The organism is Micromonospora narathiwatensis (assembly GCF_900089605.1).
Classification (GTDB): domain Bacteria; phylum Actinomycetota; class Actinomycetes; order Mycobacteriales; family Micromonosporaceae; genus Micromonospora; species Micromonospora narathiwatensis.
Genome location: NZ_LT594324.1, coordinates 2,583,097 through 2,603,659, shown reverse-complemented (window position 1 = coordinate 2,603,659; position 20,563 = coordinate 2,583,097). Strand labels below are relative to the sequence as shown.

Here is a 20,563-nt window from a genome sequence, read left to right as displayed (position 1 = left end):
CCGAACAACCCGACGTTGACCAGTGAGATCCAAACAAGCGGCAGGACTACGGATCAAACAACCGCCAGGCCGGCAAGCTACAACCAACAGTTGTGTCGGTAGGGTCTGTCGGCGTGGATTACGACACCGTGCGCACCTTCGTCGCCGCCGTGGACGCGGGCCAGTTCCAGGAAGCCGCCGCCGAGCTGTCGATCACCCAGCAGGCCGTCTCCAAACGCATCGCCGCGCTGGAGCGCAACCTCGGTGTACGGCTGTTCACCCGCACGCCGCGCGGCGCCGAGCTCACCATCGACGGGCAGGCGTTCCTGCCCCACGCGCGCGAACTGCTCCGCGTCGCCGAACGCGCCGTCGCGTCCGTGCGTACCGGCCGCCGTCCGCTGCGCGTCGACGTGATCGCCTCGCGCGTCGCGCCGGCGGGCCTGATGCGCGGCTTCCACCGCACGCACCCCGAGATCGAACTCGACGTGGTGATGCTGTTCGACGTCGAGACCGCCGTCGCCGCCATTCGGTCCGGGACGATCGACGCGTCCTTCCGCGCCGTCGCCATGCCCGGCCGACCCCTGCCCGAGGACATCGAATCCGTCCGGGTGCTCGACGAACCGCTCCAACTCCTCACCGGCCCCGCCCACGCTCTGGCGACGGCCCGGTCGGTGACCATCGCCCAACTCGCCGGGCACCGGATCTGGATGCCCGGCATCGTCGCCGGTACCGAGTGGGCCGCCTACTACGACGACCTCGTCGCCGAGTTCGGCCTCACCATCGAGGCGACCGGCCCCAACTTCGGCTCCGACGCGCTCCTCGACACCGTCGCCGACACCCCCGCACTGGCCACCTTCATGAGTGAACAGACCCGCCTCGTCTGGCCCGCCGGCCACGGCCTGCGCCGCATCCCGGTGACCGACCCGACGCCCGTCTACCCGCACTCGCTCCTCTGGCACCGCGACAATCCCCACCCGGCGCTGGCCGCCCTCCGCGACCACCTCGCCGCCACAACAACCGCCCACGGCGCCGCCGGGACCTGGGCGCCGGCCTGGGTGCTCCCACGTTGAACACCGTCGCGTCCACGACCATCAAGGCCGGATCAACGGACGGCTCGCCGTCCATCACGCTGACGGCCCGAACCCCGGCCGAAGCAGTCTCGGCCGGGGTTCGTGGTCTCAGGGAGCCTCGCGCAACTCCGCCAGCCGCGCCTCGATCTCCGCCAGCTCGGCGCGCAGCTTCTCCGCCTGCTGCTCCGCCTCGGCCCGCTCCGCGGCCAGAATCTGCTCCACCGCCTCCTGCACCCCCGGCACATCCACCAGCGCCACCATCCGCAGCGCCTCCGCCGGCTTTACCACGTACGGCTTCGCCAGCGCCTTGGCGCCCTGCTGCGCCGCCACCGTCCACTCGCCGTCGGCGTACGCCAACGTCACCGTGAGCCCCGCCGGGCTCTTCGGCTTCACCGCCTTCACCACCCGACGCGCGGGCTTCGCCTCCGCCTGCTGCTCCACCTTCGGCTCCTCCTGACGTGGCGCCGGCATCCGCGGCGTGTCCAACACGAACTCCGGCTCAGCCACCGGCGGCTCCGCTGCCTCCGGCTCCGGCTTCGGCTCCGCCGGCTTCCGCCCGGCCCCCTTCGGCGCGATCGCCACGTCGGCGGGGGAGAAGGGCAGCTCGTCGCGGCCGAACCGCACCACCACGAACTCCTCGGACACCTCCGGATCGGTCAGCTCCACCACCTGCCCGACCTGACCCGCGATCTGCCCCGCCGCCGCTGTGAACACCACCTTCGGCTTTCGACCCGCCGCCAACGCCTCCCGAATGCCCGCCACCTCGTCACTGGACAAACCCTGGCCCGCCATCACAGCCCTCTCCCGTACACATGTTTGATCGCAGCCTTGATACCAGTCGGCTGCGACAACCGGAAGATCAGCCCCCCAACGCCCGCAGCGCCGCATCCGCATGCTCGGACATGCTCAACTCGCTGCGCACCACCGCCAACACCCGCCGGTCCTGACCGATCACGAACGTCATCCGCCGCGTGCTCAACGCACCCAACGGCAGCCGACGCCGCACCCCGAACGCCTCCGCCACCACACCGTCGACGTCCGACAGCAGCGGATAGTCGAACCCGTGCCGCCGGGAGAACTCCGCCTGCCGCCGCACCGGATCACGGCTGATCCCGACCCGCTGCGCGCCGACCGCCCCGAACTCCGCCGCCAGATCCCGGAAATGACAGCTCTCCGCCGTGCACCCCCGCGTCATCGCCGCCGGATAGAAGAACAGCACCACCGGCCCCGCCGCCAGCAACCCCGACAACCGCCGCGGCGTACCCGTCTCGTCCGGCAGCTCGAAATCGTCGACCAGATCCCCGACACCCGCACCCACCGCGCACCTCCGTCCGATGGCCCGACACCACCGGAGCGTAGGCGATCAACCCTGCGCCGCCACCGAACACACCACCGGCGGCCCGCCTTCCCAGCCACTGTGATCAGCCTCTCCACCACCGCGGCGCGCCCGCCACGGTAACGTCACCCGCACCACCAGGGCAGGGGAGCAGGCCATTGACCAACGTCACCGTCATCACCGGCGGTAGCCGCGGCATCGGCGCCGCCACCGCCCGCCGACTCGCCGCCGCCGGCCACGACATCGCCATCGGCTACCACCACGACCACGACGCCGCGAAGACCGTCCTCGCCGACATCCACACCGCCGGCCGCCGTGGCGTCGCCGTCCCCGCCGACACCCGCGACCCCGACCAGGTCCAGCGCCTCTTCGACACCGCCGCCAACCTCGGCCCACTCACCGGCCTGGTCAACAACGCCGGCATCACCAGCCCGATCGGCCCCTTCACCGACCTGCGCTTCGACGACCTCCGCCAGGTCGTCGACGTCAACCTCATCGGGTACGTCCTCTGCGCCCAACAGGCCGCCCGCCGGATGACCCACGGCGGCGCCATCGTCAACGTCTCATCCGCCGCCGCCACGCTCGGCAGCTCCGGCGAATACATCCACTACGCCGCCGTCAAGGCCGCCACCGACACCCTCACCGTCGGCCTCGCCAAGGAACTCGCCCCCCAGGGCATCCGGGTCAACGCCGTCGCCCCCGGCATCATCCGCACCGACATCCACACCCGCTCCGGCGTACCCGACCGGGCCGACAGCGCCGCCGGACGCATCCCGCTGGGCCGCGCCGGCGAACCCGACGAGGTCGCCGGCGCCATCGCCTTCCTCCTCGGCCCCGACGCCTCCTACACCACCGGCGCCGTCCTACGCATCGCCGGCGGCCTCTGACACCTCCACCACCCGGACCGCACGCGGCACCGCGCGGGCACGCCAGCGCAGACAGCGGGGGAGAACCCCGGTGATACGTCGGCCCACGCGCCCTCCCCACCTGACGCCGGTGGACCGACGATGCCCACCACAGTGGACGGACGCAACGACACCACGTGACCGACCACGGTCAGGGCGCCAAGCAGGGAATGCGGCAATGCGACGTGCGTCCGAGCCACCGCGGGCGCGCACGAACCGAGCCCGCCCGCGTCGCGCGACGCGGGCGGGCTCACGACAGGTCCGGCCGGTAGCGGGCGTCCCGTCCTGTGCTGGCTCAAGCCGGAACGAAGTCGCCGCTCCGAACAAGAACTACCAGCGGTGATCTCACAAGGTCGTGCAAAGAGTGCCGTTGAGGGTGAACGCGGTCGGGAGGACGTTCGGCCCGCTGTACGCGCCGACGAAGCCGATGCTGGTGCTACCCCCACCACCGGCAATCTGCCGGCTGTCGTTGTTGTTGGTGACCCTCACCGCATTGCCGACCTGTTCCCAGTTGGCGCTCCAGCCGCCGCTCACCTGCTGCCAGGTGGTCGGCCAGGTCCAGGTGAGCGTCCAGCCGTTGATGGGGCCTGCCCCGTTGTTGACGATGTCGACCGCGCCGATGTAGCCGTTGCCCCAGTCCGTGCTGTTGCTGAAGCGGACGCCGCACGTGCTGGCGGCCGGGCTGCCGGTGGCGAAGGTGAGCGGCGGGGAGGCCCAGGAGACCCGCCCCGCGGTGTCCCGGGTCAGCACGTTGACCGTGTACCTGCTGCCGGGGTTCAGGTTGCCGACCGTGAACGTGGTGCCGGTCGTCTCGCCGAGCTGCTCACCGATCGCCCCGTTCTGCCGGTACACCTCATACTTGGCGATCGGGCTGCTGCCCGCGGCGGCCGCCGGCCAGGAGATGGTCGCCCGCCGGTCGGTCACGCCGCTCACGGTGGGCTGGCCCGGCGCACCGGGCTGACCGGCCACCGCACCGGCCGGGCGCACCACGAGCGTGGTCAGCGAGTACGGCGGCAGGACACGGCTGGTCGCAGTGCCGGTCTGGCCGGCGGCGATGGAAGTGGCGCCGCTGGTGTGGGTGTAGACCGTCGGCGCAGCGGTCGACGGGGTGAACCCGGCGTAGTCGATGGTGACCGGGTACGCGTTGTCCGGGTCCTTGTTCACCAGCAGCACCGCCAACTCCCCGTTGCCCCGCCGGACGGCGTGCGCGGTGACCAGCGGCTGGTCGGTGCCGGCGCGGATGAACTGGTCACCGGCCCGGGCGAAGATGTTCATCATCGACAGCCCGTGGTACGGCGCGAACGGCGTGTTCAACGGCGGCTCACAGACCGTGCCGTCCGAGGTGCAGCCGCCGCTGGAGAGCATGCCGAAGTCGCCGAAGTCGGTCTGTCCCGCCACGGTCGACACCGTGCCGATACCGTTGTGCACGTTCCACCAGTGGACCGTGAAGGCACCGTTCTCCAGCAGCCCACTGTAGGCGTCGGCCAGGAACAGCGCACCCGGCTGGGTGTTTCGGCCGGCGTCGACGTTCAACTCCGTGAAGCTGATGCCGATTCGCGCCGCGTTCGCCCCGGCGTACCGGTTGAGCTGCTGCCGGAGCAGGTACATCGCGTCGCTGATGTGGCCGGTACGGGCCAGCGACTCGGCGGCGCTGCCACCCGGGTACCAGTGCACGTCGACGAAGTCGATCTTCGGGCCGGCGAGGGAGAGGACCGTCTGGTTCCACGGACCCGGATCACTGCCGGCGGTCAGCGCGTCCGGCCAGTTCGCCGGCATGGTCAGCACCGCGCCGACCTTGATGGTGGGGTCGACCGCCTTCATCGCGTCGGCGTACTCGACGACCAGCTTCGCGTACTGGGTCGCGCTCTTGTCGGGGTGGTCGTCGGCCTCCCAGGCCGAGCCGTAGTGGCCGTTGCCGTAGTTCTCGTTGCCGACCGTCCAGTACTTGGCGCCGTAGCGCTTGGTCAGGTTGGCGTACCGCACCCACTCCGCGGCCTCGGCCGCGGTTCCGGTGCCGTAGTTCGCGATGATCATTGGCTGGGCGCCGACCCGGCGCACCGCCGCCATGAAGGTGTCGAAGTCGGTGCCGGGGGCGACGTACCCGCCGGGCGCGGTGTGGTCCCGCCAGTGGTAGATGTCGGCGTACGAGCCGCCCGGGTACCGCATCATCTGGACGCCGGCGGCCCGCAACAGGTCCGACGTCTCGGTGCTGCCGAGGTGCTGGTCCCAGATGGCGTGGTTGACGCCGAGCGCGGTGTCCGGCATGGTCGCCAGCCCCGCCCGCGCGTTCACGGTCACGATCGCCGTGGTGGTCGCCGCGCCGGCACTCGGCGGGTGGATCCCGGACAGCGCGCCGGTGGCGAGCAGCAGGCTCGCCGCGAGCGACGTCCAGCGACGTCGACCAGGCCGGGCGCGGCGTGCCGGCCTGGCGCCCCCTCGATATTCGTACATGCTGGGGTTTCTCATGACTGTTCCTCACGACAGAGATTCGCCCAGCCGGTGACGGGTAGTTCGCGCCGGACGGCGCGGCGGCGCGGCGGGCGGACCAGGGACGGACTTCTCCTGTGCTTGTCGCCGTCCCCCGGGATCAGTTCCCGGTTGCCCATTGGACGGCGGTCAGCCCCGCGCGCGGCAGCTCATCGACGTACAACAATCCCACGGGACTCGCGGAGATCTCAAGTACGGCGGGCCGTGGCTTGACGAGATCCGGGTCGAGGTGCGGATCGTGCAGGGGCACGGGCTAGGCGGGCGGTGACTGCTCCCACCCGTCGGCCGCCCTGAGCACCCCCACGGCACCCCCGTCGTCTTTCACCTCGGGGCGCTGGCTGACCAGTTCCTCCGGCAGGCGAACCTCCGCCTTGACGTCCGCCCTCTGATCGTCGACCGACAGCCGGACGGAGGCCGTGACCCCATGAGGGAGGCGGCGGAACAGGACCTCCCACCCATCGGATACCGGCATGCAAGTGGCGTTGAGGTCGGCACCGGCCTGCCCGTCGATGCCGAGTTCCGTGCACCGTACGTTGACCGCTGTCCGAGCGAGGAGCACGAGGTCGGGGTCTTGGAGCCTGGGTTCGGGGGACACCTTGCCGCGTCGCAGCCGGCCGAGTGCCGCCTTGAGCCCGTCGTACGCGATGTTCCCCAGCACTCCGGCAGCCACGGCCGACCCGATGTAGACGACGGTCGCCTGCGCCCATCCGGAGAGCTCGATGGGGTTGAGGCGGGTATGAGGGACGGGTGTGACGGGTCCGGGGGGTTGGATCGCGGGATGGTCGCCGGCCGGCCGCGGGTCGTCGGTCATGCCCAAGAGGGGCGCCCCCAGTTGCAGGGCTCGACCCGCCGCCGAACGAACATTCGATAATGTACATTATGTCAAGTTGGACGGGGTGAGCCCTCCCTCGGCGGTCGCATCCGTCGCCGCCGGGCAGCGGATTGGATGATCTTCAGAGGGCCGGGCGGCCGTTCCCCGGCAACCCCGGGCACCCGTACCGTCGCTCGGTGGACAGACGACGCAAGGTCATCGTGGCAGGGCTCGGGGTGTTCGCCGCCGAACTGATCATCGGGGTCGGGTATCCGGCGCCGATCTACATCGCCTGCCTCGTGAGCATGGCGATCCTGCTCGGCGTGGCCGTGGTCGTGGCCCTACGACACAACCGGCGGCCCTGGGCGACGCTCCTGGTCGACGAGCGCGACCGCAGCTTCCGCACGCCGCCGTACGCCAGCAACCTCCTCCTCGGCCTGCTCGTCCTGCAGTTGGCCGGACTCTGCCTGGTGGGCATCCACGAGACCTGGGCCGGCCTCGTCGCCGGGCTGTTCTTCTGCGGCATGCTCGCCGCGATGTGGCGGGCGCTGTGGCAAGGCGCCGGGTTGACCCTGCGGCCCAGCGGGATCGAGGCCGGCAAGATGGCCGGCGCGCTGACCGTCCCCTGGGAGGCGCTCGCTCCGGAACCGCCGGTCAGAGGCGAGAACCGGTGGCAGATCAAACTGCGCTACGCCCGGCCCGAGTTGGTCACCATGACCGGCTGGACACCGACACGCAACGAGGTCGCGTTCGAGGACGGCGACCCGGACCTGGTGGCCCGGGCGATCGCCACGTACGCCGCGGAGCCGGACCGTCGACACGCGATCGGCACCCTCGCCGAGCTCGAACGCCTGGAGGCGGGCATACCCGCGCAGCGACGAGGCCGGACCCGGGAGTTCGTCGAACCGGCACCGACCCGTACGACCGTACGACGGGTCATCGTGGGCCTGGTCCTGTCGGCGCTCAGCTTCGTCGCCGCCTTTGTCGCCGACCGGCGGGGCTGGCCGCTGTGGGTCAGCGGCCCGTTCGGCTGGTTCGGCGCGCATCAACTTCATCTGGCGTTCGTCGGATGGCGGGCGGCCCGCCGAGCCCAGCACGGCGCGGACGAGTCCCCTGAAGGCGAACAGCCCGACCTCCCCCGGGCATCGTCAGCACTCGAACGCGAAAATCATGCATAATATCCCTTATGCATGACAAACCGGACGAGTTGGTAGGGCGACTGATCGAGGAGTTCCTGACCGCCCGGGCCACCCGCAAGCCCTCCCCCCACACCCTCGCGGCGTACCGGCGGGACCTGCTCACGGTCGCCCAGCTCGCGGCCGAGCACGCCACCCCTCCCCTCCCCCTCGACGAGCTGGAGATCACCGCCCTCTCCCCCCGGATCATGCGGACGGCGTTCGCCCGGTTCGCCGCTCCCCGCGCCGCCGCCTCGGTCCACCGCGCCTGGTCCACCTGGAACAGCTTCTTCACGTTCCTGGTCGCCGAGGGCGTCGTACCCGGGAACCCGATGCCGGCGGTGGGGCGACCCCGCACGCCTCTCCCCCAGCCCAAGCCGCTGCGCGGCGAGGACACCCCGGAGGAGCTGCTGGCCGCGGTGGCCCGCGCGGACGGCCGGCAGCGCGACCCGTGGCCGGAACGCGACCTGGCGGTGCTGGCGTTGGCGCTCTGCGCGGGGCTGCGCCTGTCCGAGCTGCTGGCGTTGCGGGTGGCGTCGCTGGCCGGCCGTGCCGGCGAGCGGCGGGTGGACGTCGCCGGCAAGGGCGGGCGTCCCCGGACGGTGCCGATCGAGGCGGGCGTGGACCGGGTGTTGGTGGACTACCTCGACAGCCGCCGTCGTCGGTTCGGGGCGCGCAGCGTGCGGCCGGACTCGCCGTTGCTGGTGGACCGGCGGGGTGAGCCGTTGCGCCGGGGTGGGCTGCAGTATCTGGTGGAGTCCTGCTACCGGCGGGCGGGCATCGGCGACCGGGTGCCGCGTGGTGCGCGGCTGCACGCGTTGCGGCACACGTTCGCGACCCGGTTGGCGGAGGACGGGGCGAGCGCGGCGGAGATCATGCGGTTGCTGGGGCACGCGTCGTTGGCGTCGTCGCAGACGTACATCGAGGTGACGGCGGGTCAGCAGCGGGCGGCGGTGCGGTCCAACCGGACCAACCGGGTGTTGGCGGAGTTGTCGGGGCCTGGGGCGGTCGGTCCGGTTCGTTGACGAACCGGAACTTCGTCCGCGGTCGCCGGTTCGCTGTCACACTCTGAGAGTGCGTGGCCGCCGACGGGTTCGAGGTTCGAGCAGCGGCCGGTTGTGAGACGTCCGGCCGTCGGGTCGGGCTGGGCCGGTGCCGCCGGCGGGGGTCGTGATGGGTGGGTGGCGGCTGTCGCGGTCCGGTCGCGGGAGGCGCGGGGCGGGGTCGTCGGCGGGTTCCCGGGGGTTGGGGTTCAGGTCGCTGGGTCCGGGCCTGGTGTCGGGGGCCGCGGACACCGATCCGACCACGGTGGCGACGTTGGTCGTGGTCGGGGCGAGCACGATGTTCGGGCTGGCGTGGCTGACCTTGTTGATGATGCCGGCGCTGGTGGTCGTGCAGGTTCTCGCCACGCGGGTGGGCGTGCTGTCCGGGCGTGATCTTCAGCGGGCGGTGCGCGACGGGTACGGCCGGGTGGTGAGTGTCCTGTTCCTGGTCTCCGTTCTGGCGGTCAACGTGGTGACGGTCGCGGCCGATGTCGCGGCCGGGGCGGCGGCGATCGGTCTGCTGGTCGGGGTGGACTCGCGTTGGCTGGTTCCCGGCTTCGCCGCGGGGGTGCTGGCCCTGCTGCTGTGGGGCAAGTATGACGAGGTCGAGCGGGTGCTGAAGCTGGTGATGCTGGGTCTGCTCGCGTACGGGCTGGCGGCGATTCTGGCGCGTCCGGACTGGTTGGCGGTGGCGCGGGGCAGCCTGGTTCCGGCGGTGCCGTTCACGCGGGAGCACCTGGCGGGGATGTTGGCGATTCTGGGTACCACGCTGACCAGCTACATGTACGTGTGGCAGACGGTGGAGCAGGTCGAGGAGCCGTGTTCCCGGCGGGAGCTGCGGTATCGCGAGTTCGACGGGCTGGTGGGCGGTGGTCTGGCGGCGGTGATCTTCTGGTGCATCCTGGTGGCCAGTGGTGCCACTTTGGGCGCGCATCATCAGCATGTGGACACGGCCGAGCAGGCGGCGCAGGCGCTTCGTCCGCTGGCGGGGCCGTTGGCGGGTGCGGTGTTCGCGGGTGGGTTGCTCGCCTCCGCGATCATCGCGGTGCCGGTGATCATGGCGAGCGGCGGGTACGTGACGGCGAGTGCTTTCGGTTGGCCGCGGGGGCTGAGTCGTACGCCTCGGCAGGCGCCGCGTTTCTATGCGGTGGTCGTGGTGCAGGCGCTGGCCGGCGTTGCTCTGGCGATGGCGGGGATCGGTCCGATTCGGTTGTTGTTCGCGGCGAGCCTGATCGGTGGGGTGGCGACTCCGTTGGGGTTGGTCCTGCTGGTGTTGGCGGCGGGGAATCCGAAGTTGGTGGGTCCGAGTCGGATCCATGTGGGTCTGCGGGTGGCGGGTTGGGTGATCGCTGCGCTGGTCGCCACGGTCACTGTGATCTTTCTGGCCCAGCGGGTGCATCTGCTTCCGGGTTGAGCCGGTGGGGCCGCGGGCGGATGTGCTGGCGCGGCGGGCTGTGGCAGGCTGAGCGGGAACGCGACTGGCGGCACGGGGATGGCTGTAACCATCGGGGAGCTCGCCGCGGGGGTCGACCGCCTGGGCCTCCGTGGGCGAGGTGTGGCATGTCTTCTTCGGGTGTGTCGGCTCGGCTGCTGCCGGGTGGGCCGGTGGCGGAGCGGGTGTTCGCGGAGGTCGCCGAGGATGTGGCGGCGTTGCGTGCGGTGGGGGTGACGCCGGCGTTGGCGACGGTGCTGGTGGGTGACGACGACGCGAGCGCGGGTTATATCCGGATCAAGCAGCGGCAGGCGGCGGAGTTGGGGTTCGTCTCTCCGCATGTGCATCTGCCGGCGTCGGCGTCGCAGGTGGATCTGCACGCGGTGCTGGAGGATTTCAACGCCGACAAGGGTGTGCACGGGGTGCTGGTGCAGTATCCGATTCCGGGGCGGCTGGACTACGACCGGGCTCTTGCGGTGCTGGATCCGGACAAGGACGTCGACGGGATGCATCCGGTGAACATGGGTCGGTTGGCGTTGGGGTTGCCGGGTCCGTTGCCGTGTACGCCGGCGGGGATCGAGGCGTTGCTGGCGTTTCACGGGGTGCCGGTGGCGGGCCGGGAGGTGGTGATTCTGGGTCGGGGTGCCACGTTGGGTCGGCCGTTGGCGATGTTGTTGGCGCAGAAGCGGTCGACGGCGAACGCGGCGGTGACGGTGGTGCACACCGGGGTGGCGGACTGGCCGCGGTATACGCGGCGGGCGGAGATTCTGGTGGCGGCGGCTGGGGTGCCGGGGATCGTGCGGCCGGAGCATGTGCGGCCGGGCGCGGTGGTGGTCGGTGGTGGGGTGCGGTACGAGGGGCGGCGGCTGCTGCCGGATGTGGACGAGTCGTGTGCCGAGGTGGCGGGGGCGATCACGCCGCGGGTCGGTGGGGTGGGTCCGACGACGGTGGCGATGTTGTTCCGTAACGCGGTGCGGGCGGCGTGGCGGGCGTCGGGGTTGGGCTGAGCCGGGTCAGTGGCGGGGGCGGCCGAGCCAGGTGGAGAGCCAGTCGAAGGCGGGGCCTTCGGCGGCTTCCCAGACGGCCATGCTGTGGCCGCCTCCGTCGATGTAGGAGGTGGTGACGGTGAGTGGGGGGTGGGCGAGGTGGGCGAGGGTTTCGGCGTCGTGGTGGGCCTTGAGGTCGGCGCGGCCGCTGGACAGGTAGAGGGCGACGGCGGGTTGGGGCAGGTGGCGTAGTCGCCAGGTGTCGTCGTTGAGGGTGTGTTCGGTGCCGTCGCCGATGGTGATGCCGGGGTCGGCGTAGCCGGAGAGGCTGGCGGCGGCGGTGTACCGGTCGGGGTGGCGGAGGGCGAGGTTGGTGGCGCAGTAGCCGCCGGCGGAGTAGCCGATGAGTCCCCAGCCGGCGCGGTCGGTGCGTACTCGTAGGTGGGTCTGGGCGGCGGTGGGGACGTCGATGGTGAGGAAGGTTTCGGTTCGGGGGCCGTTGACGAGGTCGGTGCATTCGGTGTCGAGGAGGGGGTTGGGGGTCTGTGGGGGGAACAGCACGACGGTGGGGGCCATCCGGCCGGAGCTGATTTCCTGGTCGAGGTGGTGGGCGGCGGCGAGCCGGTTGAGCCAGGCGTGGGGTGAGCCGGGGAAGCCGTGCAGCGCTTCGATGACGGGGAAGCGGGTGGTGGGCTGCTGCCGGTAGGCGGCGGGCAGGTAGGCGTTGACGGGGAGGGTGAGGCCGCTGGCGGCGCCGGTGACGGTGAGGGTGACGAGTTGGCCGCCGGTCTGGTCGGTGGTGGGTGTGGGGTCGGTGCGGGTGGTGGTGTTCTGGCCGGTGAGGGCGGACCAGCTGGGGTAGGTGTCGACCTGGTGGTTGATCCAGATGGCGGTGGCGGCCAGGGCGGTGGTGAGGCAGCAGGCGGCGGTGGCGGCGCGTAGGGCGGCGTGGCGGGGGCCGGCGCCGCGGTCCCAGGTGGCGGAGAGCAGTACGGCGGCGAGGACGGCCGCGATGGTGAGGGTGATGGCGGTGGTGAGGCTGTCGGGGGCCATGGTCAGCCTCCGGTGGTGGTGTGGCGTGGGCCGTGGTGGGTGTGTCGGGTGGGCGGTGGGATCAGTGGGGCGGGCGCGCTCAGTGGTGGGGGTGTCTGTTGGCAGGCCCAGGTCAGGGCGGCGGTGAGCCGGTCGTCGGGTGGGGCGTCGAGGTGGGTGGCGGGGGCGCCGGGTGGGGTGGGTACGCCGGCGACGGCGACGGTTTCGGTGGGTGGTAGGTCGGTGGGCGCCGGGTTGGGGTGTTGGTCGGGGGTGTCGTCGATCAGGGCGAGGGTGGGATAGCGGGTGGGTGCGGCGCGGACGGCGGCCTGGGCGAGTGGGGTGAGTTGGCCGCCGGCGACGAGGGCCCAGGTGTGGGTGGTGACGCGTAGGTCGTGGGTGAGGCTGGTGGGTATGGCGTCGGTGAGGATGTCGGGGGTGGCGGCGGGGCGTAGGTGGGTGAAGACGAGGACGGCTGGTCCGGCGTGGTTCTCGGCGGTGTGGGCGGCGGTGTTCTCCTGGGTGGGGTTGGCCGGGTCGGTGAGGACGATCACCGGGTAGCGCCAGGTGGGGTGCTGTGGGTAGTCGGCGGGGACCACGACGGTGGGTGCGGCGGTGAGGGGCCAGCTGGTCCAGCGGGGTGGGTGCCAGGTGAAGGTGATCGGGGCGGTGGGGGCGCGGCCGGCCCGGCTGGTGATGAAGTGGTCGAGGTGGCCGGGGCGGGCGGGGCCGGTGTCGCGGTGGACGGTGTCGGCGGGTAGCAGGTCTGCCCAGGTGGGGTAGAACGCGGCGGTCCGGTTGACGGCGAGGCCGGCGGTGAGCAGGGCGAGGGTTTCGGTGAGCAGGACGGCGGCGGCTCGGGTGAGGTGGCTCCAGCGGCGGTGGCGGCGCCAGGTGCGGGCGGTGGTCACGGCGGCGGCGACGGTGGTGGCGGCGACCAGGAGCAGCAGTGGTAGGCCGGTCAGCGACATGGGGTGGCCCCTCCCCTCGTTGCACCATCGCACCATGGTGCGGGCGGTGGCCGGGGGGTTTTCCGGGCCGTGGCACCGGTGGTGCGCCACCAACGGTATGTGTGGTGGCTGAGGGTCAGCTGTGAGGGCCGAGGTCGACGATGAGGGGCCGGTGGTCGGAGATGGTGGACAGTGGTGTGGCGACGGCGGTGACGGGTGGCAGCCGGTCGAGGTCGTGCCGGTCGGCGAGGATGTGGTCGAGTTGGACGCGGGGCTGTCCGGCCGGGTAGGTGGGGCGTCGGCCGAGGGGTCGCCAGCGGGTCAGCAAGGCGGCGGGTCCGGCGGGGAGGTTGAGGTCGCCGAGGAGGATCCGCGGGGCGGGCAGGGCGCGTAGGGCGCGTACGACGCGGCGCAGTTGCAGCAGGTTCCAGCCGGGGACGAAGGACAGGTGGGTGGCGGCTACGGTGAGTGGCCCGTACGGGGTGTCGAGGACGGCGGCGAGGACGACGCGGGGTTCGTCGTGCAGCAGCACGAGTCCTCCGCCGGGGCCGGGGACGTAGACCGGGGAGCGTACGGGGGCGGGGCGGAGTCGGGTGACCTGCCAGGAGCGTACGGGGTGGCGGCTGACGAGGCCGATGCCGTAGCAGGGTTCGCCGTGGCCGTCGTCGTCGTTGGTGAGGGGGCGGAATTTTTCGCCGGGGGTGCCGACGACGGCGGCGGCGAAGCGGTGTTCGGGGGCGTCGAGGGCGCGGGCGGCGATGGCGGTGAGGTCGAGGTTGCCGCTGCGGGACTGGTCGCGGTCGACCTCTTGTAGGGCGAGGACGTCGGCGTCGAGTGCGGTGACGGCGGCGGCGAGCCGGTCGGGTTCGACGAGTCCGTCGGTGAGGGACCGGCCGTGCAGCAGGTTGAAGGTGGCCAGGCGCACCCGCTCACCCTACGTCCGCGTGGCAGGCTTGCCGGGTGCTGAAGGCGTTGGTCTGTTCGGTGCTGGTGTTCGTGGCGGTGGCGTCGGTGGGTTTGTGGTTGCGGGGTCGTCGGGGTCGTTGAGTGGCGGTGAGGCTGGCCACAACCGGGCTCGTGGGCGCGGTGGTGGTGGGCAGAATGCCGCCCGTGGATCTTGTGTCGGTGGCCACCCTGTTGGGGGCGGCGGCGATGGCGGGCTGGGTGGACGCGGTGGTGGGTGGTGGGGGCCTGTTGCTGTTGCCGGCGTTGCTGGTGGCCGCGCCGGGGGTGCCGGTGGCCACGGCGTTGGGTACGAACAAGCTGGCCGCGATCTTCGGTACGTCGACGGCGGCGGTGACGTATGCGCGGCGTACGAAGCTGGACTGGGCGGTGGCGGGGCCGTCGGCGGGGCTGGCGGTGTTGACCGCGGGGTTGGGTGCGGTTCTGGCGGGGTCGGTGCCGGCGGGGGCGTACCGGCCGGTGGTGTTGGTGGTGCTGGTGTCGGTGGCGGTGTTCGTGTTGACGCGGCCGCGGCTGGGGGTGCTGGCGTTGCCGCAGCGGCGTACGTCGGCGCGGGTGGTGGCTGCGGTGGCGGTGGCCGGGTTGGGTATCGCCCTGTACGACGGGTTGATCGGGCCGGGTACGGGCACGTTCCTGGTGTTGGCGTTCACGGCGTTGGTGGGGGCGGATTTCGTGCACGCCTCGGCGATGGCGAAGGTGGTCAACGCGGGCACGAATCTGGGGGCGCTGGTGGTGTTCGCGGCGACCGGGCACGTGTGGTGGCTGTTGGGGGCGGCGATGGCGGCGTGCAACGTCGCGGGGGCGGCGGTGGGGGCGCGGATGGCGTTGCGGCGCGGTTCGGGTTTTGTGCGGGTGGTGTTGCTGGTGGTGGTGCTGGCGTTGGTGGGCCGGTTGGGCTACGACCAGTGGGTGGCCGGCTGACCGGCCCGGTGGGTGGCCGGGCCGGTCAGGTGGGCCGGTGTCAGGCGTGCCGGGCGACGTCGTCGTAGTCGAGGCGGGGCAGGCGGGGGTACCAGGCGTCCGGGCCGGGCTTGCCGAGGTTGACCACGAGCAGGGACCGCCAGCTGGTGTCGGCGAAGAATTCCTTGTCGATGCCGGCGGCGTCGAAGCCGCCCATGGGTCCGGCGGCCAGGCCGGCGGCGCGGACGGCGAGCAGCCAGTAGGCGGTCTGCAGGGTGGCGTTGAAGCGGGCCATCTGTTCGCGGCCGGCGGGGTCGGCGGCGAAGGCGTCGCGCAGTTCCGGGCGGATCGGGAAGACCCGCGGGATGTGCTCGTGGAAGTCGGTGTCGGCGGCGAGGACGGCGACGACGGGTGCGGTGGCGGTCTTGGCGCGGTTGCCGTCGTTCATGTGGGTGAGCAGTCGTTCGCGGGGTTCGCCGGGGCGGACGTAGAGCACGCGCAGGGGCTGGACGTTGGCGGCGGTGGGCGGGTACTTGGCGAGTTCGTGGATGGCGCGCAGTTGCTCGTCGGTGACGGGCTCGTCGGTGAAGGTGTTGGCGGTGCGGGCGTCGGTGAACAGCAGGGCCTGCGCGTCGGGGTGCAGGGCGATCACGTCGTTCATGGTGTTCCTCGCTCTTGGCTAACTGCTACTCGAAGGGCAGCGGCTAGCTTTTTAGTAGTACATCGGGTGTCAGGGTAGCCCCGTATCCTGAAGAGGTGACAGTCAGGCCGGAAGTGAGCCACACGCCACGGGCGTGCGACGGGGGCCTCGCCCGCGCCTTCGCGTTTCTCGGCAAACGGTGGAACGGCGTGCTGCTGGGCACCCTCGCCAACGGCCCCGCCGGGTTCGCCGAGCTGGGCCGCGCGCTGCCGGGCATCAGCGAGTCGGTGCTGTCCGACCGGCTCGGCGAGCTGTGCCGGGTGGGCCTGGTCTCCCGCACCGTGCGGGAGGGGCCACCGCTGGGCGTCAGCTACCAGCTCACCGACCGGGGGTCCGCGCTGCTGCCGGCCCTGGACGCGCTCGCCCGGTGGGCCCACGAGAACCTGCCCGAGGCGGGACGCGCCGGCGGCTGCTGACGGCCGGCATGTGATCATCGGCGGATGCCCGTCCGCGCCGAACACGACCGGGCCGTCCTGGCCGAGCTGCTGGGACGGGACCCGGTGCTGCACGCGTACCAGCTGGGTGACCTGGACGACTTCTTCTGGCCGTACACCTCGTGGTTCCGCCGCGGCGACGAGGTGGCGCTGCTCTACCACGGGGTCGAGCTGCCGACGCTGCTGGCGTTCGCCTCGCCGCGGGGCGCCGGCGAGCTGGCGGCGCTGCTGGAGGAACTCGCGCCGGTGCTGCCGGTCCGGCTGTGGGCGCACCTCTCCCCCGGCCTGGAGGCCACCGTGGCGCGCTGGTACGAGGTCCGCGACGCCGCCGGGCACCATCGGATGGCGTTGACCGACCCGGCCCGGCTGGCCCGGGTCACCGCCGCCGGCGAGACGCTCGGCCGCGCCGACCTGCCGGCGCTGCTCGACCTGTACGCCGCCGCGTACCCCGGCAACTGGTTCGACCCGCGGATGCTGGACACCGGCCGGTACGTGGGCATCCGCGACGGCGGCGACCTCGTCGCGGTGGCCGGGGTGCACGTATGGTCCCCCACCTGGCGGGTGGCCGCGCTGGGCAACGTCACCACCCACCCGCGCGTGCGCGGCCGGGGGCTCGCCGCAGCGGCCGTGGCGGCGCTCTGTGCCCGGCTGCGCGCCGACGTCGACCACGTGACGCTCAACGTCCGGGCCGACAACACCACCGCCGTACGCCTCTACGAGCGGCTCGGCTTCACCCGGGTCGCCGACTTCACCGAGTGCGCGCTGCGCCGCCGTCCGTGACCGGCTCAGCCCGCCGCACCGCCCCGTCCAGCCGCGACGCCGGGTCAAGGACGGCGCCGGGTCAAGGTCGGCGCCGGCGACATCGACTACAGGGTCACGCTGCGCGGTGACGCGGTGATCACCGGCGTGGACGACGCCGGGAACACGGCGACGGCGACGTGCCTGGTGGCCCCGCCGCCGAAGTGACCGGGTGAGCGGGCGCGGGGGTGGCCGGTCGGACCGGTCACCCCCGCGTCGTCACAGCCTGCGGCCGGGCGAGTCGAACCGGCCGGCGCGGATCTCCCGCAGGGCCCGCCGTCGGGTGTCGCCACGCAGCGTGTCCACGTACAGGCGGCCGTGCAGGTGGTCGGTCTCGTGTTGCAGCGCGCGGGCCAGGAAGCCGCTGCCGGCGATGGTCAGCGGCTGGCCGTGCTGGTCGAAGCCGTGCGCGGTGGCATGCATCGCCCGCGAGGTCGGGAAGTACAGGCCGGGGATGGACAGGCAGCCCTCGTCGTCGTCCTGGCGCTCCTCGGACAACTCCAAGGTCGGGTTGATCAGGTGGCCGCGGTGGCCGTCTGCGTCGTAGACGAACACCTGCGCGCTCACCCCGATCTGGGTCGCGGCCACCCCGGCCCGGCCGGGCGCGCCGAGCAGCGTGTCCATCAGGTCCTGCACCAGGGCGCGCAGGTCGGCGTCGAAGCTGGTCACCGGCTCGCACGGGGTACGCAACACGGGGTCGCCGATGATCCGGATCGGGCGCATAGTCATGCCCGGAAGGCTATCCGGCCGTTACCCGCGGTGGTGTCAGCACCCGCCGGCAAGCGGGTGACCGGTCAGGGTGCGCGGCGGGGCGCCAGGCCGGTGTCGGCGATCCGGTCGCGCAGCGGACGGCGGCGCAGCGCCGCGAGGACCGCGTACAGCTCGTCGGCGAGGGGTACGGGCAGCTCGGCGTCGAGTCGCCGCATGGCGGCGGTGGTGGCCGCCCATTCGGCCTCGATGACGGGCAGCAGGGCCCGCGCCCGGTCGGTGAGGGCGACGATGCGCTGCCGGCCGTCGGCGCCGGGGGTGAGGGTGACCAGGCCGGCGCGGCTCATCTGGGCGACGGTCTGGCTGGCCGCGGAGTGGGTGACCCCGACCCGGGTGGCGAGGTCACGGATGGGCAGCGGCCCGTCGGCGACCAGCACCCGCACCAGTGGCGAGTACCGGGGCCGGTAGTCGGCCAGGTCGAGGTCGGTGTAGACGGCGGCGACGTCGCCGTCGAGCAGCTCGAGGACGTGGCGCAGCAGGGTGCCCAGCGCCTCGCGGTCGGGGGTGGCGGTCACGTCCGCTAATGTAACAGCGCTGTTGTATCTGGTGTGTGGGAGGGAACCGGGATGTATCCACCGATCGAGCCGTACGCGCACGGCCTGCTCGACGTCGGCGACGGCCAGCACGTGTACTGGGAGACCTGCGGCAACCCCGACGGCCGCCCCGCCCTGGTGGTGCACGGCGGCCCCGGCTCCGGCGCCACCGCGTCGTGGCGGCGGCTGTTCGACCCGACCGCCTACCGGATCATCCTGTTCGACCAGCGCGGCTGCGAACGCAGCACCCCGCACGCCAGCGACCCGGCGGTGGACCTGTCGGTCAACACCACCGCGCACCTGCTCGCCGACATGGAACGGCTGCGCGAGCACCTCGGCGTCGACCGGTGGCTGCTCTGCGGCGCCTCCTGGGGCTCGTCGCTGTCCCTGGCGTACGCCCAGCGCCACCCGGAGCGGGTCACCGCGCTGGTGCTGTTCAGCGTGGTCGCCAACACCCGTCGCGAGATCGACTGGGTGACCCGGGACATGGGCCGGATCTTCCCGCAGGAGTGGGCCCGCTTCCGCGACGGCGTGCCCGAGGCGGACCGGGACGGCGACCTGTCCGCCGCGTACGCCCGGTTGGTCAACGACCCGGACCCCGCCGTACGGGAGCGGGCCGAGCGTGACTGGTGCGCCTGGGAGGACGTGCACGTCTCCCTCGCCGGCGGCTTCCGGCCCAGCCCCCGCTACGCCGACCCGGTGTTCCGGGCCTGCTTCGTCCGGATCGTGACCCACTACTGGCGCAACCTCGGTTTCCTGCCCGACGGGCAGCTGCTGCGCGACGCCGGGAAGCTGGCCGGCATCCCCGGCGTGCTGGTGCAGGGCCGCCTCGACGTCAGCGGCCCGCCGGACATCGCCTGGCGGCTCACCCGCGACTGGCCGGACGCCCGGCTGGAGATCGTCGAGAGCGGCGGCCACGGCAGCGGCCACGGCGTGGGTGAGCGGGTGGTCGCGGCCCTGGACGCCTTCGCCCACGCCTGACCCGCGTGGGGGTCAGCCGGCGGCGAGCAGGGCGCGCACCGGGGCGGCCTTCGCCGCCGCCTCGGCGACCTCGGCGGCCGGGTCGCTGCCCCAGGTGATGCCGCCGCCGGCCCACAGGTGCAGCCGGTCGGCGTCGGCCGCGGCGGTGCGGATCGTCAGCCCCAGGTCGATCCGCCCGGGCCCGACCCAGCCCAGCGCGCCCATGCTGGCGCCCCGACCGACCGGCTCCAGGGCCGCGATCCGGTCCAGCGCGGCGAGCTTGGGCGCGCCGGTCACCGACCCGCCGGGGCACACCGCGCGCAGCAGCGCCGCCAGGCCCAGCCCGTCGGCGGGCGCCGCCGACACCGTCGACTCCGCCTGCCACAGGTCGCACCACCGGCGTACGGCGAACAGCTCGTCCACCCGCACCGAGCCGGTGCGGGCCACCCGGGCCAGGTCGTTGCGTTCCAGGTCGACGATCATGATGTGCTCGGCGCGTTCCTTGGCGGAGGCGAGCAGCTCCCGCCGCCCGGCGGGGGTGGCCGGCCGGGTGCCCTTGATCGGCCGGGTGACCAGGCGGCCGCCCTCGAGGGCGATCAGCGTCTCCGGTGAGGCGCAGCCGATCGCCCAGCCCGCGCCGGTCAGGGTGCCGCCGTAGCGGGCGCCGGGCAGGGCGGCCAGCCGGGCCAGCGCGGGCTGGGGGTCCCCGGCGTACGGGGCGGCGGCGTAGCCGACCAGGTTGACCTGGTAGACGTCGCCGCGACCGATGGCGGCGCGCACCGCGGCCACGGCGTCGGCGTGCTGTCGGGGGGTCCAACTGTCCCGCCAGTCCCCCAGCCACCAGCCGCCGCCCGCCGGGGGCTCGGGCGCGGGCGGCCGGTCGGCGTGACCGTAGACGACCACCACCAGGTCGGGCAGCGCCGGCGCCGGGGTGGGCGCGCCGGGGGGTCCGCCGGCGGCCCGCGCCCCGGCGGCGGCGGACAGGTACAGGGCGGCCCCGCAGACCCCGGCCGGATCGTGGCCGGCCGGGCGGGCCAGGTCGTCCAGGGTGATCCCGTGCGCGGCGAGGAACTCCTGCGCCAGCGCGGCCGGGTCGCCGCCGTCGGCGGGCCACCACTGCAGCCGCGCCCGTTCCACGAGCCGTTCCCGGCAGCCGCCGGGGGCGCCGGGTACGTCGATCACCCTCTGTGGGAGCGCTTCCACGCCGTCTGGCCCATCCTCGCTCATCCGTTCAGCCGATTTAAGGTGAACAAGACGGAAGCCTGCTCGATAGCGCGCGCTTCCGCTTGGTACTGTGCGTC

21 protein-coding genes and 1 riboswitch are annotated in these 20,563 nt (G+C 72.6%); of the genes, 10 read left to right on the top strand and 11 right to left on the bottom strand.

The features are described 5' to 3' along the window. Nucleotides 1-113 precede the first annotated feature (113 nt). The gene (locus tag GA0070621_RS11450) at nt 114-1,049 is read left to right on the top strand and encodes a LysR family transcriptional regulator (protein ID WP_091194398.1); all 936 of its coding nucleotides are present in this window, start codon (nt 114-116) and stop codon (nt 1,047-1,049) included. Nucleotides 1,050-1,157: 108 nt separating this feature from the next. On the opposite strand, the gene GA0070621_RS11445 is transcribed toward GA0070621_RS11450, so the two are convergent. Further along, nucleotides 1,158-1,841, bottom strand: a complete 684-nt coding sequence (locus GA0070621_RS11445) for a hypothetical protein (RefSeq protein WP_091194397.1) — start codon at nt 1,839-1,841, stop codon at nt 1,158-1,160. Between the two features lie 67 nt (nt 1,842-1,908). Then, a complete protein-coding gene (locus GA0070621_RS11440; RefSeq protein ID WP_167666812.1) occupies nt 1,909-2,367 on the bottom strand; it encodes a peroxiredoxin in 459 nt (152 codons plus the stop codon). A gap of 176 nt (nt 2,368-2,543) precedes the next feature. On the opposite strand from GA0070621_RS11440, the gene GA0070621_RS11435 reads away from it, so the two are divergent. Further along, nucleotides 2,544-3,272, top strand: a complete 729-nt coding sequence (locus tag GA0070621_RS11435) for an SDR family oxidoreductase (RefSeq protein WP_091194393.1) — start codon at nt 2,544-2,546, stop codon at nt 3,270-3,272. 363 nt (nt 3,273-3,635) lie between these two features. On the opposite strand, the gene GA0070621_RS11430 is transcribed toward GA0070621_RS11435, so the two are convergent. Together GA0070621_RS11430 and GA0070621_RS11425 are read right to left on the bottom strand one after the other, a co-directional pair. Beyond that, nucleotides 3,636-5,741, bottom strand: a complete 2,106-nt coding sequence (locus GA0070621_RS11430; protein ID WP_091194392.1) for a cellulose binding domain-containing protein — start codon at nt 5,739-5,741, stop codon at nt 3,636-3,638. Nucleotides 5,742-6,030: 289 nt separating this feature from the next. Then, a complete protein-coding gene (locus GA0070621_RS11425) occupies nt 6,031-6,588 on the bottom strand; it encodes a hypothetical protein (protein ID WP_091194390.1) in 558 nt (185 codons plus the stop codon). Between the two features lie 197 nt (nt 6,589-6,785). Here GA0070621_RS11425 and GA0070621_RS11420 point away from each other — a divergent pair, with 197 nt between their 5' ends. From GA0070621_RS11420 to GA0070621_RS11405, 4 genes are all read left to right on the top strand, one after another. Then, on the top strand, nt 6,786-7,766 hold the full coding sequence (locus tag GA0070621_RS11420) for a hypothetical protein (RefSeq protein WP_157739944.1): 981 nt from the start codon (nt 6,786-6,788) through the stop codon (nt 7,764-7,766). A gap of 8 nt (nt 7,767-7,774) precedes the next feature. Next, nucleotides 7,775-8,788, top strand: coding sequence for a tyrosine-type recombinase/integrase (locus tag GA0070621_RS11415; RefSeq protein WP_091194387.1), 1,014 nt, complete (start codon nt 7,775-7,777; stop codon nt 8,786-8,788). Between the two features lie 283 nt (nt 8,789-9,071). After that, nucleotides 9,072-10,220, top strand: a complete 1,149-nt coding sequence (locus tag GA0070621_RS11410) for an NRAMP family divalent metal transporter (protein ID WP_157739943.1) — start codon at nt 9,072-9,074, stop codon at nt 10,218-10,220. Nucleotides 10,221-10,270: 50 nt separating this feature from the next. Continuing rightward, a riboswitch (ZMP/ZTP riboswitch) is annotated at nt 10,271-10,353 on the top strand. A 13-nt stretch (nt 10,354-10,366) separates the two neighbouring features. After that, on the top strand, nt 10,367-11,245 hold the full coding sequence (locus tag GA0070621_RS11405) for a bifunctional 5,10-methylenetetrahydrofolate dehydrogenase/5,10-methenyltetrahydrofolate cyclohydrolase (protein WP_091194384.1): 879 nt from the start codon (nt 10,367-10,369) through the stop codon (nt 11,243-11,245). A 6-nt stretch (nt 11,246-11,251) separates the two neighbouring features. Here GA0070621_RS11405 and GA0070621_RS11400 read toward each other — a convergent pair whose 3' ends face one another. From GA0070621_RS11400 to GA0070621_RS11390, 3 genes are all read right to left on the bottom strand, one after another. Then, nucleotides 11,252-12,277 carry an alpha/beta hydrolase gene (locus GA0070621_RS11400; protein ID WP_091194382.1) on the bottom strand — a complete coding sequence of 342 codons (1,026 nt, stop codon included), beginning with the start codon at nt 12,275-12,277 and terminating at the stop codon, nt 11,252-11,254. Nucleotides 12,278-12,279: 2 nt separating this feature from the next. Continuing rightward, a complete protein-coding gene (locus GA0070621_RS11395; RefSeq protein ID WP_091194380.1) occupies nt 12,280-13,227 on the bottom strand; it encodes a hypothetical protein in 948 nt (315 codons plus the stop codon). Between the two features lie 115 nt (nt 13,228-13,342). After that, nucleotides 13,343-14,131 (bottom strand): endonuclease/exonuclease/phosphatase family protein, encoded by a 789-nt coding sequence (locus GA0070621_RS11390; protein WP_091194379.1) that lies wholly within the window; start codon nt 14,129-14,131, stop codon nt 13,343-13,345. Between the two features lie 185 nt (nt 14,132-14,316). Between GA0070621_RS11390 and GA0070621_RS11385 the strand changes: the two genes are divergently transcribed. After that, nucleotides 14,317-15,090, top strand: coding sequence for a sulfite exporter TauE/SafE family protein (locus GA0070621_RS11385; protein ID WP_167666811.1), 774 nt, complete (start codon nt 14,317-14,319; stop codon nt 15,088-15,090). 40 nt (nt 15,091-15,130) lie between these two features. Here GA0070621_RS11385 and GA0070621_RS11380 read toward each other — a convergent pair whose 3' ends face one another. Then, on the bottom strand, nt 15,131-15,730 hold the full coding sequence (locus GA0070621_RS11380) for a malonic semialdehyde reductase (RefSeq protein ID WP_091194377.1): 600 nt from the start codon (nt 15,728-15,730) through the stop codon (nt 15,131-15,133). A 95-nt stretch (nt 15,731-15,825) separates the two neighbouring features. On the opposite strand from GA0070621_RS11380, the gene GA0070621_RS11375 reads away from it, so the two are divergent. Beyond that, nucleotides 15,826-16,185, top strand: coding sequence for a winged helix-turn-helix transcriptional regulator (locus GA0070621_RS11375; protein ID WP_091194376.1), 360 nt, complete (start codon nt 15,826-15,828; stop codon nt 16,183-16,185). A 24-nt stretch (nt 16,186-16,209) separates the two neighbouring features. After that, nucleotides 16,210-16,983, top strand: coding sequence for a GNAT family N-acetyltransferase (locus GA0070621_RS11370; RefSeq protein WP_091194374.1), 774 nt, complete (start codon nt 16,210-16,212; stop codon nt 16,981-16,983). A gap of 237 nt (nt 16,984-17,220) precedes the next feature. Here GA0070621_RS11370 and def read toward each other — a convergent pair whose 3' ends face one another. Together def and GA0070621_RS11360 are read right to left on the bottom strand one after the other, a co-directional pair. Further along, on the bottom strand, nt 17,221-17,730 hold the full coding sequence (def, locus tag GA0070621_RS11365) for a peptide deformylase (RefSeq protein ID WP_091194373.1): 510 nt from the start codon (nt 17,728-17,730) through the stop codon (nt 17,221-17,223). A gap of 65 nt (nt 17,731-17,795) precedes the next feature. Next, nucleotides 17,796-18,284 carry a MarR family winged helix-turn-helix transcriptional regulator gene (locus GA0070621_RS11360; protein WP_091194371.1) on the bottom strand — a complete coding sequence of 163 codons (489 nt, stop codon included), beginning with the start codon at nt 18,282-18,284 and terminating at the stop codon, nt 17,796-17,798. Between the two features lie 51 nt (nt 18,285-18,335). On the opposite strand from GA0070621_RS11360, the gene pip reads away from it, so the two are divergent. After that, nucleotides 18,336-19,283, top strand: a complete 948-nt coding sequence (gene pip / locus GA0070621_RS11355; RefSeq protein ID WP_091194369.1) for a prolyl aminopeptidase — start codon at nt 18,336-18,338, stop codon at nt 19,281-19,283. Between the two features lie 12 nt (nt 19,284-19,295). Here pip and GA0070621_RS11350 read toward each other — a convergent pair whose 3' ends face one another. Beyond that, nucleotides 19,296-20,489 (bottom strand): chorismate-binding protein, encoded by a 1,194-nt coding sequence (locus GA0070621_RS11350; RefSeq protein ID WP_091194367.1) that lies wholly within the window; start codon nt 20,487-20,489, stop codon nt 19,296-19,298. Between the last annotated feature and the right edge of the window lie 74 nt (nt 20,490-20,563).

What these genes read in the sequence shown, in the direction of transcription:
- GA0070621_RS11445 (WP_091194397.1), bottom strand. Translation starts at nt 1,841, where the DNA reads ATGGCGGGCCAGGGTTTGTCCAGTGACGAGGTGGCGGGCATTCGGGAG.
- GA0070621_RS11430 (WP_091194392.1), bottom strand. Translation starts at nt 5,741, where the DNA reads ATGTACGAATATCGAGGGGGCGCCAGGCCGGCACGCCGCGCCCGGCCT.
- GA0070621_RS11425 (WP_091194390.1), bottom strand. Translation starts at nt 6,588, where the DNA reads ATGACCGACGACCCGCGGCCGGCCGGCGACCATCCCGCGATCCAACCC.
- GA0070621_RS11415 (WP_091194387.1), top strand. Translation starts at nt 7,775, where the DNA reads ATGCATGACAAACCGGACGAGTTGGTAGGGCGACTGATCGAGGAGTTC.
- GA0070621_RS11405 (WP_091194384.1), top strand. Translation starts at nt 10,367, where the DNA reads ATGTCTTCTTCGGGTGTGTCGGCTCGGCTGCTGCCGGGTGGGCCGGTG.
- GA0070621_RS11400 (WP_091194382.1), bottom strand. Translation starts at nt 12,277, where the DNA reads ATGGCCCCCGACAGCCTCACCACCGCCATCACCCTCACCATCGCGGCC.
- GA0070621_RS11395 (WP_091194380.1), bottom strand. Translation starts at nt 13,227, where the DNA reads ATGTCGCTGACCGGCCTACCACTGCTGCTCCTGGTCGCCGCCACCACC.
- GA0070621_RS11380 (WP_091194377.1), bottom strand. Translation starts at nt 15,730, where the DNA reads ATGAACGACGTGATCGCCCTGCACCCCGACGCGCAGGCCCTGCTGTTC.
- GA0070621_RS11370 (WP_091194374.1), top strand. Translation starts at nt 16,210, where the DNA reads ATGCCCGTCCGCGCCGAACACGACCGGGCCGTCCTGGCCGAGCTGCTG.
- def (WP_091194373.1), bottom strand. Translation starts at nt 17,730, where the DNA reads ATGACTATGCGCCCGATCCGGATCATCGGCGACCCCGTGTTGCGTACC.
- pip (WP_091194369.1), top strand. Translation starts at nt 18,336, where the DNA reads ATGTATCCACCGATCGAGCCGTACGCGCACGGCCTGCTCGACGTCGGC.
- GA0070621_RS11350 (WP_091194367.1), bottom strand. Translation starts at nt 20,489, where the DNA reads ATGAGCGAGGATGGGCCAGACGGCGTGGAAGCGCTCCCACAGAGGGTG.